The organism is Runella salmonicolor (assembly GCF_024158025.1).
GTDB classification, from domain to species: domain Bacteria; phylum Bacteroidota; class Bacteroidia; order Cytophagales; family Spirosomataceae; genus Runella; species Runella salmonicolor.
In genome coordinates this window covers 367,185-381,527 of sequence record NZ_JAMZEL010000001.1, presented here as the reverse complement: position 1 = coordinate 381,527, position 14,343 = coordinate 367,185, and the positions used below count along the sequence as shown (strand labels likewise).

The window sequence follows — 14,343 nt, the reverse complement described above, 5'->3', positions numbered from 1 at the left end:
GTTCAGTGTTCGTTTGCAAAGCAATCCTACGTGTGTAGCGACGTCGACTTCGCAGACGATTAATACCGTTCCAGGCGCACCGACGCTGACAGGCGTGACATTGACGCAGCCCACTTGCGCGTTACTAACGGGCACAGTAGTGGTCAACGCCACGGGCTCGGGCACTTTGGAATACTCCAAAGATGGCATGAACTGGCAATTTAGTAATACATTTTCAATGTTGTCTCCTGCCAACTACACTTTCAGCGTTCGTTTGCAAAGCAATCCTACGTGCGTAGCGACGTCGACTTCGCAGACGATTAATGCGGTGCCCGTACCAACGGCCACGATAAGCTATGTGGGCAGTCCCTACACCAATACAGGCACAGCGACGGTAACCCTCACGGGTACGGCGGGTGGAGCTTTCAGTGCTACTCCGTCAGGGTTATCGCTGAACGTATCAACGGGAGAAATCAATTTAGCCACCAGTTCTTCTGGCAGTTACACAGTAACGTATACAATTGCCGCCAGCGGTAGCTGTGCAGAGGTGACAGATACGGCATTGGTTGCCATTATTGTCCCGAATCTTGCCCAAATCATTTACGTCAATGGTTCAAATACGTCTCCAAGTCAGGATGGTAGCAGTTGGTCGAAAGCTTTTGCAAATTTACAAGCGGGCTTGAGTGCGGCATCGGTTTTGTCAGGAGGAGATATTCAAGTTTGGGTTGCGGCGGGTACCTACAAACCTGGAACTTTGCGCAAAGATGTTTTTGAGATTCCTTCGGGCGTACAGGTTTACGGAGGGTTTGTCGGAACAGAAACTGAGCTGAGTCAAAGAAATTGGAATACGCAAAAGACGATTTTAAGTGGAGAAATTGGTACGTCATCTTTGACCGACAACGTAAACCACGTGGTTGTATTGAGTGCCACAAATGACACAACCCGTTTGGATGGTTTTGTGATTGAAAAGGGTTACGCTGATTTTTACGTAGCGGCACAAGGCGCAAGTTTAGATCAACCGTCCTTGCTGTCGTCGGGAGGTGGGATACTGGTAATCAACAGGAGCAAAGGTTTGATAACGAACTGCCTGATTACCAACAATCGGGCCATTGGCGGCGGCGGGATTTTGCTCAGAGATAGCAGCGAGGTAAGCATCACGAACAGCATTGTAGCTGGCAACGAAGCGACCTTCGGGGGCGGGATTTATATGGAAAATGCAGGGCGTCCACATTTGGAAAACTTACTGATTGTTTCCAATAAAGGCTTAGGCGGGGGATTGTACCTCAATTACAGCGCACCGATACTGACCCATTGTACGATTGCTTCGAATCAAAGCGCTAACGGTACGCAAGGAGGGATTTTTAACTCGAATTCTTCGGGGACGTTGCAAAACAGTATTTTGTGGGGCAATAGCGGTGTTCAAACAACCCCTGGTATCAGTATTCGATACAGCATTGTGGAAGGTGGATTTGCTGGTACTGGCAACCTGAACCAAAATCCATTGTTTATCAAAGCAACACCAAGTGGCCTGGCACCGACGGTGAATTTGGGAGACTATCACTTGCAACCGTGTTCGCCCGCAATTAATGCAGGCGACAATGCGGCGAGTACGTTGCCTCTGGATTTGGACGGCAATGTTCGTCCTTATACTACTGGCTTGGCGATTGTCGACATGGGATGTTATGAAAGCCAAAGCACAGGTGGCGCTGGCCCTGCCATGCTTAGCGTGAGCGAGCCGATAACGGGCGGAACGGTGTTAAAAACAGGCGGTCGAATCACGGCTACGAATCAGGTATCAGGCGCGACGGTGGAGTACCGAGGAAGTCAGTCAGTGACACTCCTGCCGGGCTTCAGCGCAGCAGGTACTACTTTTCAGGTCGTCATTGGTGACTGTCCCAATTAGTAAATCAATAGCTTACTAAGCCCACAAAAAATAGGCTGTCTCAGTGTTTTGAGACAGCCTATTTTTTGTGGGTTGATGGTTCAAACTATCCCCAAAATTGTCATTTAATCATAAAATTTTTGACGTTGGTTTTGAGACAAAAAGTGGCTAAACCGAGCTATTTTTCTGTTTTTGTTCAAAATGAGTAAAAGAAAGTTTGAAATGAGGAAGCGAAATTGGCGGCTATTCTGAGAGCCTTTGCCATTGCTTCGTTTGTGGTCCAGAATGAGGAAGAGAAAGTCCAGTTTGTGCTAACACCTACCTGTCAATATCGGCCAATTTTGTTTCACCATTCTATCGCAGGATTGGAAGTGCATTTCCACTATTATTTACTAAACAATTAAGTACAATAACATGAAACAATTATTGACATTCTCGCTGTTGGGCCTGTTGTTTTTGACAGGTTGCGACAAAAACAATGAACCCGTTGCCACGACTTTTAGCGGTAAAGAAGAAACCCTCGGCAACGGTAAAGCGTACTCGTGGGTGAAATTTTCGGCCGACAACATCCCGACTTCTATCGGCTTCACGCTCACCAAAGGTGCCTTGGATAACCTCCCCCACGGAGGTGTAGCTTTGGTACTTAACCTTCCTGCCGAAGCCGTTGGTAAGACCCCCTTTGACCATATCATGCTGGATTATTTGCACACGGGCCATGAGCCTCCAGGGGTGTACGATGTAGCGCATTTTGACATGCACTTTTATATACAGCCGTTAGCCGAACGCAAGGCCATTCCGTTGTATGAACTCGCTCCTGCTAAGTTTGATAATTTGCCAGCGGTGGGTTTTATCCCGAGCAATTACATCCGATTGCCAGCAGGGGTGCCTGAAATGGGTGTTCACTGGGCCGATCCCGCATCTCCTGAACTATCGGGTAAAGGCAAATTTGCCGAAACGCTGATTTATGGTTCTTACGACGGAAAGTTGACTTTTATGGAGCCGATGGTCACGCATGAGTTTCTGAAGAGCAGTCCTAATCTTACAAAAGCCATGCCGCTACCCGCGAAGTTTGCCAAAGCGGGATATTACCCGATGAAGTACAGCATCAAGCAGGTAGGCGACGACATTGTGGTGAGTCTCGAAGATTTGATGATGATGCAATAACATACCGACGCATTTTATACAACCCATTTTTTCGTACACTTTTTATCAATCGGTATTATGAAAAAATCACATTATGCCATTGTTGCCATTGCTTTATTTGGTACGTCTGTTTTGATTGGTTGTACCGCAAACTCGGAGAATCTCGCAAAAGCCGAAACGTCGGCCGTTAAATCTGAAGAAGCAATCATTAAACGCGGCGAATACCTGGTAGGCATTATGGGCTGTCAGGATTGTCATTCCCCCAAACGAATGGGAGCGCAAGGCCCCGAAATCATTCCTGAACTGCATCTTTCGGGTCACCCCGCCGACCAACCCATTGGGAAAGTAGTGCCAGAGGCATTGAAGAGTGGTTGGATGTTGTTTGGCCCCGACGGCACCGCGAGTGTAGGGCCTTGGGGAGTCAGCTTTTCGGCCAACCTTACTTCTGATGCCACAGGTATCGGTACGTGGTCATACGAGCAATTCAAAACGGCCTTGACCCAAGGTAAATCCAAAGGGCTAGCCACCGCGCGTCCGCTTTTGCCGCCCATGCCTTGGGTAAACTATACAAATATGGCCGAAGAAGATATTGAGGCGGTATTTAAGTATTTGAAAAGCACTAAACCAGTCAAAAATGCGGTGCCTGCGCCCATTTCGCCAGACAAATTGGCTCAACTCTAACGTGTTGTTGATGCCCTAAAAATCTTTCGTGGTAGAAAGGGGAAGGAGGTAAGGGTGAGCGATTCACAAATCATCGCCCGCCTCCTTTTACCATACTACCATTTTAATTTAAATCACCCTTTTTCTACCAATGAAAAAAATGTTTCACTTCCTTTCGGATTTGCTTTTGAGTCCGAGCGTTTGGGTGCCTGAGGCAACCCGAACTAGCGCATCTAGCGCCCACCGAGCCTCGCATCTAAACTGTGCTCTGCCCTAGTAAGGGGCATGATGATACCGTTGGTTATGCTTTCTAACGCCACAGGCTTCAACAGCTCTGTGTTTTTGGCGTGTACTCCACCAAGACAATCGCCTCGGGGCTGATATAGTCAGGCGACGTCATTGCTTTTTTGGGGTATGGCCACAGAAAATCCCTTGTTTGATGGTTTGTTTTAATTTAACTTAAATACGGAAGAGGAGATGAATACTTTTTTAGGTGTTGTGCCTTCTGAAAGCAAAATGGCATTGCCGCGCTTTCGAACCAAGGAAGGCGAGCGGGTGGTTGACCTGCGTCGAATCGTGTACCTGAGTGCAAAAAGTAACTATACCCAGTTTTATATGGAAGACGGCGAGGAGGTGATTACGTCTCATTCGCTGAATATATACGTCGAATTATTAGAGCAATATGGCTTCATCAGAATTCATAAGTCTCATTTAGTGAATGGGTATCATCTAAAAAACTGTCGACTGCGCCCTGACAGAGCCTTGAAGTTGCCCAACGGGAGTGTCATTGAGGTGGCTCGGCGGCGCTATTTAGAGTTGAAAAAAAAGGTTAAGAGTCAAAGGCTTTCTTCTTGATGAGTTGAGCAACTTATATGTCCAATTCGGGACAGCGCTGTGCCTCTGACCAATCACTTTCCTATCGGTTGAATCACACTTAATTATGACATTTTATGGGGAATAAGTGACCTAATACTGGGAAGTATAGTCTTAAAGACGCATAAAAATTACTTGTATTTACTGCCTTTGTGGTATGATAGGGAGTTGCTGTAGGAGTAAACTGGCAGCATTTTTGTTATAATTTTATGCTCTTTAATGTGCTGCGAATGATAGCGTTATGTCCTTTGTAGCGGACAAACTTTACAGGTGTTGCAAAATAAACAAGAAGCAAAAATGAATACTTTTCCTGGGGTTACTCCTTTTGAAAATGTAGTGTATTTGCCCCGTTTTCAAACCAAAAATGGTGAAAATACGATTAACCCTAAGCAGATTTCGTTTTTGGTGGCTCAAGGAAATTATACCCTATTTCATCTAAAAACAGGGGAGCAGGTCCTGACTTCTTTGCCGTTGGGGAGCTATGTTTCAATTTTGGAGTGGTATGGGTTTGTTCGAATTCATAAGTCGTATTTAGTAAATTTAGATTGTTTGCAGGAGTGTATAATCGAACGCTTTAGTATCGTTACTTTTCCCAACGGAGAAGTGGTAGAAATTGCGCGTCGAAGAAGAAATACGTTGAGAAAGCTATTCGAAATGCATCAAATAATTTTTAACCCCTAAAAACATCTACTGAGGGCCTGATTCGTATGTACTACTGAAATTGTCTTTTTTTAGAACTTTTTCTTTTTTTAGTGTTTATACCTAAAGAGTTAAGACAAACACACAGTACAGCATGACGCCCATTCAACAACTACAACTGAAAATTGCCCCGATTCGGGAAGAACTGGTTCGCCACCCCATTTACAAAAGCGTTCAGACGATAGAGCAGCTTCGGATTTTTGCCGAAAATCACGTCTTTGCCGTTTGGGATTTCATGTCTTTGTTAAAAGACCTTCAACAGTCCCTTACGTGTGTAAAAGTGCCATGGATGCCCGTAGGGAGTGCTAATACGCGTTATTTAATCAACGAAATCGTGATTGGAGAAGAAAGCGACGTGGACGAAAAAGGCCTTCGTATGAGTCATTTTGAGCTTTATTTGGCCGCTATGCAACAAATGGGTGCTGATACGGCCGCCATTAGAGCCTTGATACAGGGGCTACAGGAGGGAAAAACGCTGATAAATGCACTCTCTGAAACAGGAGCAGTAGCAGGCACGCAGGAGTTTGTCCAACAAACGTTTGCGTTTATTGCTACCCAAAAACCACACGTGGTGGCTTCCGTTTTTACGTTTGGGCGGGAGGATTTAATTCCTGATATGTTTTTGGCGTTTATTAACGAATGGAACGGGGAGGATTCGGCGCGCGTAGCCAAATTTAAGTATTATTTGGAGCGTCATATCGAGGTAGATGGTGATCACCACAGTCATTTGGCGATGCAGATGGTGGAAGAACTCTGCGGAACTGACCCTCTGAAGTGGGAAGAGGCTACCGAAAGTGCCATTGCTGCGCTCAAGAGTCGAATAGCGCTTTGGGACGCCGTATATGACCAGATTTTAACCTTAGAATTGGCATAAAACGAAAAAGGGTTGACAGATGTCAACCCTTTTTCGTTGCTACATAATCTTAAATGTTGGGATGTTTCTTGTGCCAAAAAGTAGCATCCTGATATACTTTGGCTACTGCCAGTAATTTGGCTTCGTTGTACAATTGTGCGGTAAATGTGATGCTCGTTGGCATTCCGTTGCGGTTAAATCCATTGGGCAAACAAATGCTGGGATGGCCCGATAGGTTGGTATAGGTCAGGTTTCCGCCCGCGTAGGTGGGCGTGATGTACACCTCAATTCGTTCTTTTTTCAGCACTTGGTACAAATCCTGAATCATTTTGGTCCGCACACGCTGCGCCTGCACGTACTCGATGGCGGGGATATACCGAGCAGAGCGAAACTCATTGGGCCACGCATTTTTGCTTTGACGCACCATTTGGTCGTCTTTGTTGGTGAGGGTCAGTTCATCAAACGCAGCCCCGCCTTCAACGCCGATGGTGATGGTCAAATCACCCACGGGATAGGAGGGAAGCTCAAACGGAACAAGCTCGGCCCCTAGTTCGCGAAGTTTGACCAAAGTGATTGAGTCATTGGCGCGGTTGGGATAATTGGATTCAAAGCTCTTTTTCAGATACCCGATGCGCGTTCCTTTCAGGGTTTTTAATGGCTCATAATTAAAAGGTACATCTCTGACGGTAGCATCCTGACCATCAGGGCCTTGGATGGCGTTGAATACCAACGCACAATCTTCCACGGAGCGGGTCATGGGGCCGATTTTGTCCATACTCCAGCTGAGGGCCATGGCACCAAAGCGGCTCACTCGTCCAAAGGTGGGGCGCAGTCCAGTGACTCCGTTGACGGTGGAGGGGGAGACAATCGACCCGAGGGTTTCGGTGCCGATGGCAAAGGGCAAACAACCCGCCGAAACCGCCGAGCCTGAGCCCGCCGAAGAGCCGCTGGCACCCGCTTGGGTATTCCAGGGGTTTCGGGTCTTGCCGCCAAACCATACATCTCCCATGGCAAATTCGCCTACCGACATTTTGGCAACCAATACAGCCCCCGCTTTTTCGAGTTTTTGGATGACCGTAGCGTCGTACGAAAGTTGCTGATTTTTGTAAATATTAGAGCCCCAAGTGGTAGGATAGCCTTTTTTTGCCAATAAATCTTTGGCTCCGTAAGGAATACCGTGCAATGGGCCACGGTAGGTGCCTGCTTTGAGTTCGGCATCGGCGCGGGTGGCTTGAGCCAACGCTAAATCTTCGGTAAGTGTAATCACATTTAGCAGGGTAGGGCTGTATTTTTTGAGACGCGCCAGAAAAAATTGCGTAAGTTCCACGGACGAAATCTGTTTTGTGCGAATCAATTCACCTAGCTCCGCCACAGTATAGTAGGCTAGGCTATCTCGCACCGCTGGCAACGATACCTTGCCCAAGGGGCTAACTTTAAATGGTTTCTTCACTTTTTCAAACTCGAAGCCTACGGGAACGGGGTCAAAAAGAAGGGCGGGAGCCACGTCGTTGGTCAAAGTAATTTTACGAACCCGTTCGAAACCTTTCAGTTGGTCGTTGAGATTGTCGAGCAGTGAGTCACGTTCGGCGGGGCTAAATTCAAGGCCAAATACTTTGGAAGCATAATTGGCAATATCGGCAGTAATGGGTTGGTCGGCTGCTCGGTAGGCTGTTCCGAGAAAAAAACTACCCACACAGGCAACAAAGGCAAAAAGAACGTAAATTTTTTTTTTCATGTAAAGTTCTGTTGATGAGTGAATGGAAGTAATAATAGTAACAATATAAGGATAGAACGTGTTTGCAATTTAAGACAATATTGTATATTTGCAGCCCGTTTGAATGGATTGTTGGCTATTAAAGGTACTTTCAATTCAGCTCAGAACAAAAGACATATTTTGTGCCCGTAGTTCAGTGGGTAAAATTATGTTCTAGGTATCGTCGATAGGGCGGTAAGACGTTTCGTTTCGAGTATTTTCGTTTTTTTGACATATTTTGCACCCGTAGTTCAATGGATAGAATTGTGGTTTCCGGTACCATCGATAGGGGTTCGAGTCCCTTCGGGTGCACAACTTTGGTGAATAACTCGTTAACTGTCAGATAGTTAACGAGTTTATTTTTTTACAGGTGACGCGTCAGGTGACGTTTTTAGATAATTACAAACTTAACGTCCAAAAATCAGCTAATCGCTCCGCCTGTTTCAAAACGGTTTCTATCGCCTTGGGTTGTTTATCAGGTGGGTACCCGTATTTGTTAAGGGTACGCCTCACAATCACCATGAGTTTAGCACGAGCGCTCTCTCGAATCGTCCAATCAATCGTTGCATTTGCCTTTACTTTCTCGGCTACTTCACGAGCTATTATCCTGAGTTGAGGATCGCCTAATACGTCTGAGGCGCTGTCATTTTCGGCAAGAGCGTCATAAAAGGCAAGTTCGTCTTTGGTGAATCCCAGCCGTTCGGCACGATAAGATTCTTCACGGGTTCGTTTAGCTACCTCATCCACCAAAAACTGAATAATTTCAGAGGTGGTCAGTAAGTTGTTTTGGTATCTCTTGATGGCTCCTTCGAGCATTTCCAACAGTGCCGTACTGCGTACTACGTTTGTTTTAGCTATTGTTTTGATTTCATCATTCAGGATTTTTTTCAATAACTCAAGGGATAAATTTTGATGCTTCATTCCTTTGACTTCGAGCAAAAACTCCTCTGAAAGAATAGAAATCTCAGGTTTCTGAATTCCTGCCGCTCCGAAAATGTCAATGACTTGGTCAGAGCTCAATGCTTCATCCACAATCTGTTTAATTGCCGTATCAAGTTGGGCATTAGATTGGCCATTCGTTCCCCCTTCAAACTTCACCAATCGTGCCTTGATTGCCTGATAGAGCGCTACCTCATCTTTTACCGCTAAGGCGGCCTCGTGAGGGACTGCTAAGGCAAAGGCTTGGCTTAATAGGGTTACTTGGTTGATAAACCGTTTTTTACCGTCTTCCAACCCTAAAATATGTTCTTCTGCTTGGAGAATAATAGACAGCTTCTCTTTCGGTCCTACGTTGAAAAAACGTTTGTAATTGAAGTTGGTGCTGTTTTCATAGTAAGCTACCGGCTCTTCTGCAATAATAGCGTGGTGGGACTTACTTTTTTCCCCGAATAATTGATTGACCACTTCTACCTTTTCCAGTAGTATTTCCACGGCCTTTCCCTGAGTTTCCGTAGGGTTGCCTTTACCTCCTGCATCAGAATAGAACGATAACGCCTTTTTTAAGTCTGTTGCGATACCTAAATAATCAACGACCAATCCGCCTGGCTTGTCTTTGAAAACACGATTAACGCGGGCAATGGCCTGCATAAGGCTATGACCGCGCATGGGTTTATCAACGTACAAGGTATGCAAACAGGGAGCATCAAAACCCGTGAGCCACATATCACGTACAATGACCAATTTGAGAGGGTCGGTTTCGTCCCTCAAACGGTCGGCTAAGGCCTTTCTTTCTGACTTGGTAGTATGATGCAGTGCCATTTCCTTACCGTCGTCGCTGGCGGCTGTCATAATTACTTTGATAACCCCCTTGCTGAGGCTGTCATTGTGCCATTCTGGTCTTATTTTGATAATTTCCTCATAGAGCGCTACGGCAATTCGGCGGCTCATGGCTACAATCATTCCTTTCCCTTCAAAAACAGCCTGACGTTGTTCAAAGTGATAAACCATGTCTTTGGCTAAGATTTGAAGGCGGTTTTTGTTGCCTACAATGGCTTCTAACCTTGCCCACTTGGCTTTGGTTTTCTGTTGTTCGGAAAGTTCGTCCTGCTCTAATTCTTTGTCAAATTCCTCAATTAACCGTTTTCCCTCTTCATCCAGACTGACTTTAGCCAACCGACTCTCGTAGTAAATCCTGACGGTGGCACCGTCGGCTACTGCTTGCCCAATGTCGTAAATGTCAATGTAGGAGCCAAACACCGCTGGCGTATTGACATCGGTATTTTCGATAGGAGTACCTGTAAAACCAATATAAGTAGCCGTTGGCAGAGCATCACGCATGTACTTGGCAAAACCATAGGCAATGCGTTTGCCAACGACCTCTTTGGTTTCTCTATCCTTGACATCGACAAATTTTGCCTCAAATCCGTATTGTGTACGGTGAGCCTCATCGGCGATAACGACGATATTTCTACGGTTGGAAAGTTGCTCATATTCTGCACTGCCTGCCTCGGGAACAAATTTCTGAATTGTAGTAAAAATAATACCTCCCGATGCCACTTTCAATAGCTCCTTTAAATGCCCTCGGTCTTTAGCCTGAATAGGTGTTTGACGAAGAAGTTGCTTGCAGTTGGCAAAAGTATCAAAGAGTTGATCATCTAAATCGTTGCGGTCGGTGATAACAACTACCGTTGGATTGTTAAGACTCAATACCAATTTGCCTGTAAAAAACACCATTGAGAGGGATTTGCCACTTCCTTGGGTGTGCCATACTACGCCGCCTTTACGGTCACCTCCGATATTTGAGGCTTGTTTTGTACTTTCTACGGCCTTATTGACGGCGTAGTATTGGTGATAGGCCGCTACTTTTTTGATGGTTTCTACCTGAATAATACCCGTCTCAATGTCCTCTTTTTTTGACTTTTCAAAAACAATAAAGTTTCTCACTAAGTCAATCAAAGTAGCGGGGTTGAGCATTCCTTTTACTAATGTATCTATTTCGGGTCTGAATCTGGAGGCTTCGGTTTTACCATCAGCGGTTTTCCATGGCAGGAAACGGCTCTCATTTGCCGAAATTGTGCCTGCCTTGCACTCAAATCCATCCGTAATAACACAGAAGGCATTGTAAGTAAACAAACTCGGTATGGTGGCCTTATAGGTCTGAATTTGATTAAATGCCTTTTGAATGGTGGTAGTTTCATTTACTGCATTTTTGAGCTCAATGTCTACCATTGGAATGCCGTTCACAAACAACAGTATATCGGGACGTTTTGAGTGAGTTCTGCCATTAGTTTCAGTAATGTCAAATTGGTTTACTGCCAAAAAACGGTTGTTGGTCCAGTCCTCAAAATCCATCAGCCAGACCAAGTCTGATTTTTCCACACCTTTTTTGACATATTGGACTGGTACACCCTCTATCAGCAACTTATGAAAGGCTTCGTTGTCGGCAATTAAATCAGGAGATTTGATACGTAATACCTCTCGTAAGGCTTGTTGTTGGGCTTGTACTGGCACATCAGGATTGAGGCGTTGGATAGCCTGAATCAACCTCCCTTCTAAAATTATATCGCTGAACGATTGGCGTTCAGCGGCTGGGCTGTCAGGTGCAATGCTGCCCCCACGAATATATTCGTACCCTAATAATTTGAGGTCTTCGAGTGTAGCAAGTTCGATTTCATTTTCGTTGAGGCGAGCGTCCATGAATGTTTTTCTATTGTATATAGCTTATGTATGTATATATTAATACCTAATTGATTTATAATACTCTAAAGAACATTCCTGACGAATGACCCACTCCAACCCTTTTTCCATATTGAAATTAAGTATAATATGCTCGCTCACTATACCGTCATGCCAATAAGTGCTATCCTCCAGCCTTTTTACTATGTTTTGGGCTCCTTCTTCACAATTAATCCATAATTCCGCAAATATCCGCCTTTCATTACCCCAGTACTTATTCAGAGCCTCATGTATTTTATAGACTTCTGTTTCTCGTTTCTGCAAGTCTCTTTTTACCTCATTAATCACTCGGAAATTCCAAGGTTGAAAAAACGGACTTTCATGAAAGGCAGTTTGATAGCAAAATTCGTAATAGTATACCGACAGCCATACAATTCGTTCACGTACCATCATTTCTTCCAGGTCGTTCTCGAAGTAGGTAAGGCCTGATTTTTCAAGTGCCTGATATGCAAGGTAGAACCAACGCATGTCTGTGCCTTTAGGCCAAAACGTGAATAGTGTTTGAGCTAATCGTTCTGCCTCAAGTTCGTTAAAAAATCGGTTGGAATTTATCTGCATTTTATAGTAAAACAGACAATTTTGGTGAAAAAAAAGAGTAGGTCTTGCCTACTCCTCTATGCTGTTTTTTGGTTTGGATTTTCTCTTTTTTCGGTTCGTTTTCTCTTTTATTAAGTCAAAAACAGCAATGGAAGGTAAAATGTATTTACCCATTGGTGCATTAGAAGTAATATCCATCAAAATCCCTCTTAACAGCCCAATTGACATTGTTAGTGCTGATAAATTTTTAAGATTTTCAACTTCTTTTTCAGGAACAGCTCCTTTGTCCAAAATATAACGGCCTACTCCTTCCAAGAAAATGGAATAACCCGCCAAGGGTTGTTTAAGGTTATTGATGCCTATTTTGGTAAATACGTCAAAAACCTGTTTAGGATCATGTTCGGGAGATATTACCCTCGTTGTAAAATCTATGTCAATGCCGTATTTATCAAATAGGGCTGATTGCACATCCTCCAAAGGTTCTTCCAGTTGAACGAACTTAAAACGATTTTCCAACAAAAAGAAGGCTTCAAGAACCAACGGTGATTTAGTTGCTTTCATAGGTAATTAGGCATATTTCAAAGTTGTTTTATTGCGCGAGGGCTCTTCCCAAACCTCGTCGCCTTGGTCATAGTCTACCTTAGCGCCATACGATAAATCTTTCCACAAACCTTGAAAAGGCTGGTGCTTAGAAAGGGTTTTGACCAGTTCGGGTTCCTGCTCTTGATAGCTTACTGAAACCACTTCATTTTTAGGTTTGATTTCAAATTCAATATTTAAGGCATTTTGTAATTTGACGATAGTTTCAAAATTGGGAATTTTATCGCCTCTAAAAAGTTGAGTGAGCCAGCTTGCCGAAGTACCAATCTTTGCTGCTAACTCTTTGCGGTTGATCCCCTGTGTTTCCATCTCATTCTGAATTGTACTTAAGAACTGAGCGGCCATCCAAAGAGCGTCTATCTCGATTTGATCATCTTCGGCAAAATCGAAAAGATGTTCATAGCCTTCCGCTACGACATATTTTTCGTTGAATTTCATAGTTTGAATGTTGAATTGTAGGTTGATAGGTTCTCATAAATTACTACTTTCCCAGCAGTATTTCATCTGACAGATGTTTTGGGAGGAGGCATAGTAGGTTTGTACTCGTATTGACCTACTATCTCGATTTCGGTAATTTCGCGTTTTGAGTTTTTTTGAGATTTCTTTTTTTCATGTAATCGCGCTGCGACAACAACAAAAACGCCTTCATCTGTTTTGACTTCTTTGCAATAAATACGGTCGTTGGAGCCACCTTTGAAGAATTTCATGGCCGTAACATCGCGACATTGCTCATTGATATTTTCTTTATCATAGAGGTCTGTGTTTTTAAGTCCTTCTAAGATATGATGTATTATATGATTATACTTTTTTATATGCTTGGGAGAACAAGTCAAATACGCCATTATTTCAGCTTCGTTTTCAGTATCAATGAAAATAGCCCGTTTTCCTGTTTGATTACTAAACAACAATTTACACGCTCTTAGTGCCACAAAATTAAGCTATTGATTAATTATTATGCAAATATAATACCAAATATGTTTTTAATAAATTATTTAGTGGTTTTGGTGAGTCATTTCCACAACTTAGTTAAAATGTCCCCAATTTTACCCATTTACACTTTATCCAGCATACTGACTACTCTTCTTTGCTACTTCAACGCCTTCTCCTCCGCATCCCAATAAAACATTCCTTTTTCTTTTTTGTACTGACTTAGCGTATCTTTTGAAATGGTGTTACTGGTCAGAGAGGTTAGCGGTACGATGTAGAGTTCGTTGGGCTGATCGGGAGTGCCCCCAATGCCGATGACGACAAAAACCGTAACCCCCGACTTTTGGGCGTATTCTTTGTACTTCTCTACCTGATAGTTTTGGGCCCATTCTACGCCGCCTTTGTAGTAATTTTGACGCCATTTGCACTCTACCGCAAACACATCTTTGATGCCTTTGGAATGCAACTCAAACTGTACTTCCAAATCTGGGAAGTGATTGGAAACAGCATATCGGCCCTCTACGTATTTATCGCTGCGCCATTCTTGCAGGGTGAAGTACTTGGGAGAAAAAGACTTGACCACAAACGCCTCGAATGCGTCCCCTTTGGCTTTGTTTTCTGGCAGTTCGGCCTTCTCCTGTTTTGTGGCTTCCTGTATTGGACGAGGCGGCTCTTCCTTTTTCAATACTATTCGGAGGCCTACGCCTATGGCGGCAATGCCTAAGACAATCAATAGGTAGCCCATATTTTTCATTCGTTGAG

General features: G+C 44.2%; 13 protein-coding genes and 1 tRNA gene. 7 read left to right on the top strand and 7 right to left on the bottom strand.

Features of this window, described 5'->3' with window-relative positions; genetic code table 11:
* The 6 genes from NCI00_RS01750 to NCI00_RS01725 form a co-directional block, all read left to right on the top strand.
* On the top strand, positions 1-1,882 hold a 1,882-nt coding region (locus tag NCI00_RS01750), incomplete at its 5' end, for a right-handed parallel beta-helix repeat-containing protein (RefSeq protein ID WP_253524353.1).
* Between the two features lie 393 nt (positions 1,883-2,275).
* Positions 2,276-3,025 (top strand): DUF5602 domain-containing protein, encoded by a 750-nt coding sequence (locus NCI00_RS01745; protein ID WP_253524350.1) that lies wholly within the window; start codon positions 2,276-2,278, stop codon positions 3,023-3,025.
* A 57-nt stretch (positions 3,026-3,082) separates the two neighbouring features.
* Positions 3,083-3,685 (top strand): c-type cytochrome, encoded by a 603-nt coding sequence (locus NCI00_RS01740; RefSeq protein ID WP_253524348.1) that lies wholly within the window; start codon positions 3,083-3,085, stop codon positions 3,683-3,685.
* A 456-nt stretch (positions 3,686-4,141) separates the two neighbouring features.
* Positions 4,142-4,519, top strand: coding sequence for a LytR/AlgR family response regulator transcription factor (locus NCI00_RS01735; protein WP_253524345.1), 378 nt, complete (start codon positions 4,142-4,144; stop codon positions 4,517-4,519).
* Between the two features lie 315 nt (positions 4,520-4,834).
* Positions 4,835-5,218 carry a LytR/AlgR family response regulator transcription factor gene (locus tag NCI00_RS01730; RefSeq protein WP_253524342.1) on the top strand — a complete coding sequence of 128 codons (384 nt, stop codon included), beginning with the start codon at positions 4,835-4,837 and terminating at the stop codon, positions 5,216-5,218.
* Between the two features lie 112 nt (positions 5,219-5,330).
* On the top strand, positions 5,331-6,110 hold the full coding sequence (locus NCI00_RS01725; protein ID WP_253524339.1) for a DUF3050 domain-containing protein: 780 nt from the start codon (positions 5,331-5,333) through the stop codon (positions 6,108-6,110).
* A 49-nt stretch (positions 6,111-6,159) separates the two neighbouring features.
* On the opposite strand, the gene NCI00_RS01720 is transcribed toward NCI00_RS01725, so the two are convergent.
* Positions 6,160-7,824, bottom strand: a complete 1,665-nt coding sequence (locus NCI00_RS01720; protein WP_253524336.1) for an amidase — start codon at positions 7,822-7,824, stop codon at positions 6,160-6,162.
* A 258-nt stretch (positions 7,825-8,082) separates the two neighbouring features.
* On the opposite strand from NCI00_RS01720, the gene NCI00_RS01715 reads away from it, so the two are divergent.
* A tRNA-Arg gene (locus NCI00_RS01715) sits at positions 8,083-8,154 on the top strand.
* A gap of 87 nt (positions 8,155-8,241) precedes the next feature.
* Here NCI00_RS01715 and NCI00_RS01710 read toward each other — a convergent pair.
* The 6 genes from NCI00_RS01710 to NCI00_RS01685 form a co-directional block, all read right to left on the bottom strand.
* Positions 8,242-11,478 carry a type I restriction endonuclease subunit R gene (locus NCI00_RS01710; protein WP_253524334.1) on the bottom strand — a complete coding sequence of 1,079 codons (3,237 nt, stop codon included), beginning with the start codon at positions 11,476-11,478 and terminating at the stop codon, positions 8,242-8,244.
* Positions 11,479-11,517: 39 nt separating this feature from the next.
* The gene (locus NCI00_RS01705) at positions 11,518-12,075 is read right to left on the bottom strand and encodes a hypothetical protein (RefSeq protein WP_253524332.1); all 558 of its coding nucleotides are present in this window, start codon (positions 12,073-12,075) and stop codon (positions 11,518-11,520) included.
* Between the two features lie 48 nt (positions 12,076-12,123).
* On the bottom strand, positions 12,124-12,615 hold the full coding sequence (locus tag NCI00_RS01700; RefSeq protein WP_253524330.1) for a hypothetical protein: 492 nt from the start codon (positions 12,613-12,615) through the stop codon (positions 12,124-12,126).
* 6 nt (positions 12,616-12,621) lie between these two features.
* A complete protein-coding gene (locus NCI00_RS01695) occupies positions 12,622-13,092 on the bottom strand; it encodes a helix-turn-helix domain-containing protein (RefSeq protein ID WP_253524327.1) in 471 nt (156 codons plus the stop codon).
* Between the two features lie 62 nt (positions 13,093-13,154).
* Positions 13,155-13,583, bottom strand: coding sequence for a hypothetical protein (locus NCI00_RS01690; protein ID WP_253524324.1), 429 nt, complete (start codon positions 13,581-13,583; stop codon positions 13,155-13,157).
* 158 nt (positions 13,584-13,741) lie between these two features.
* Positions 13,742-14,326, bottom strand: coding sequence for a hypothetical protein (locus NCI00_RS01685; protein WP_253524321.1), 585 nt, complete (start codon positions 14,324-14,326; stop codon positions 13,742-13,744).
* Positions 14,327-14,343: the final 17 nt, after the last annotated feature.

What these genes read in the sequence shown, in the direction of transcription:
- NCI00_RS01745 (WP_253524350.1), top strand. Translation starts at nt 2,276, where the DNA reads ATGAAACAATTATTGACATTCTCGCTGTTGGGCCTGTTGTTTTTGACA.
- NCI00_RS01740 (WP_253524348.1), top strand. Translation starts at nt 3,083, where the DNA reads ATGAAAAAATCACATTATGCCATTGTTGCCATTGCTTTATTTGGTACG.
- NCI00_RS01735 (WP_253524345.1), top strand. Translation starts at nt 4,142, where the DNA reads ATGAATACTTTTTTAGGTGTTGTGCCTTCTGAAAGCAAAATGGCATTG.
- NCI00_RS01730 (WP_253524342.1), top strand. Translation starts at nt 4,835, where the DNA reads ATGAATACTTTTCCTGGGGTTACTCCTTTTGAAAATGTAGTGTATTTG.
- NCI00_RS01725 (WP_253524339.1), top strand. Translation starts at nt 5,331, where the DNA reads ATGACGCCCATTCAACAACTACAACTGAAAATTGCCCCGATTCGGGAA.
- NCI00_RS01720 (WP_253524336.1), bottom strand. Translation starts at nt 7,824, where the DNA reads ATGAAAAAAAAAATTTACGTTCTTTTTGCCTTTGTTGCCTGTGTGGGT.
- NCI00_RS01710 (WP_253524334.1), bottom strand. Translation starts at nt 11,478, where the DNA reads ATGGACGCTCGCCTCAACGAAAATGAAATCGAACTTGCTACACTCGAA.
- NCI00_RS01705 (WP_253524332.1), bottom strand. Translation starts at nt 12,075, where the DNA reads ATGCAGATAAATTCCAACCGATTTTTTAACGAACTTGAGGCAGAACGA.
- NCI00_RS01700 (WP_253524330.1), bottom strand. Translation starts at nt 12,615, where the DNA reads ATGAAAGCAACTAAATCACCGTTGGTTCTTGAAGCCTTCTTTTTGTTG.
- NCI00_RS01695 (WP_253524327.1), bottom strand. Translation starts at nt 13,092, where the DNA reads ATGAAATTCAACGAAAAATATGTCGTAGCGGAAGGCTATGAACATCTT.
- NCI00_RS01685 (WP_253524321.1), bottom strand. Translation starts at nt 14,326, where the DNA reads ATGGGCTACCTATTGATTGTCTTAGGCATTGCCGCCATAGGCGTAGGC.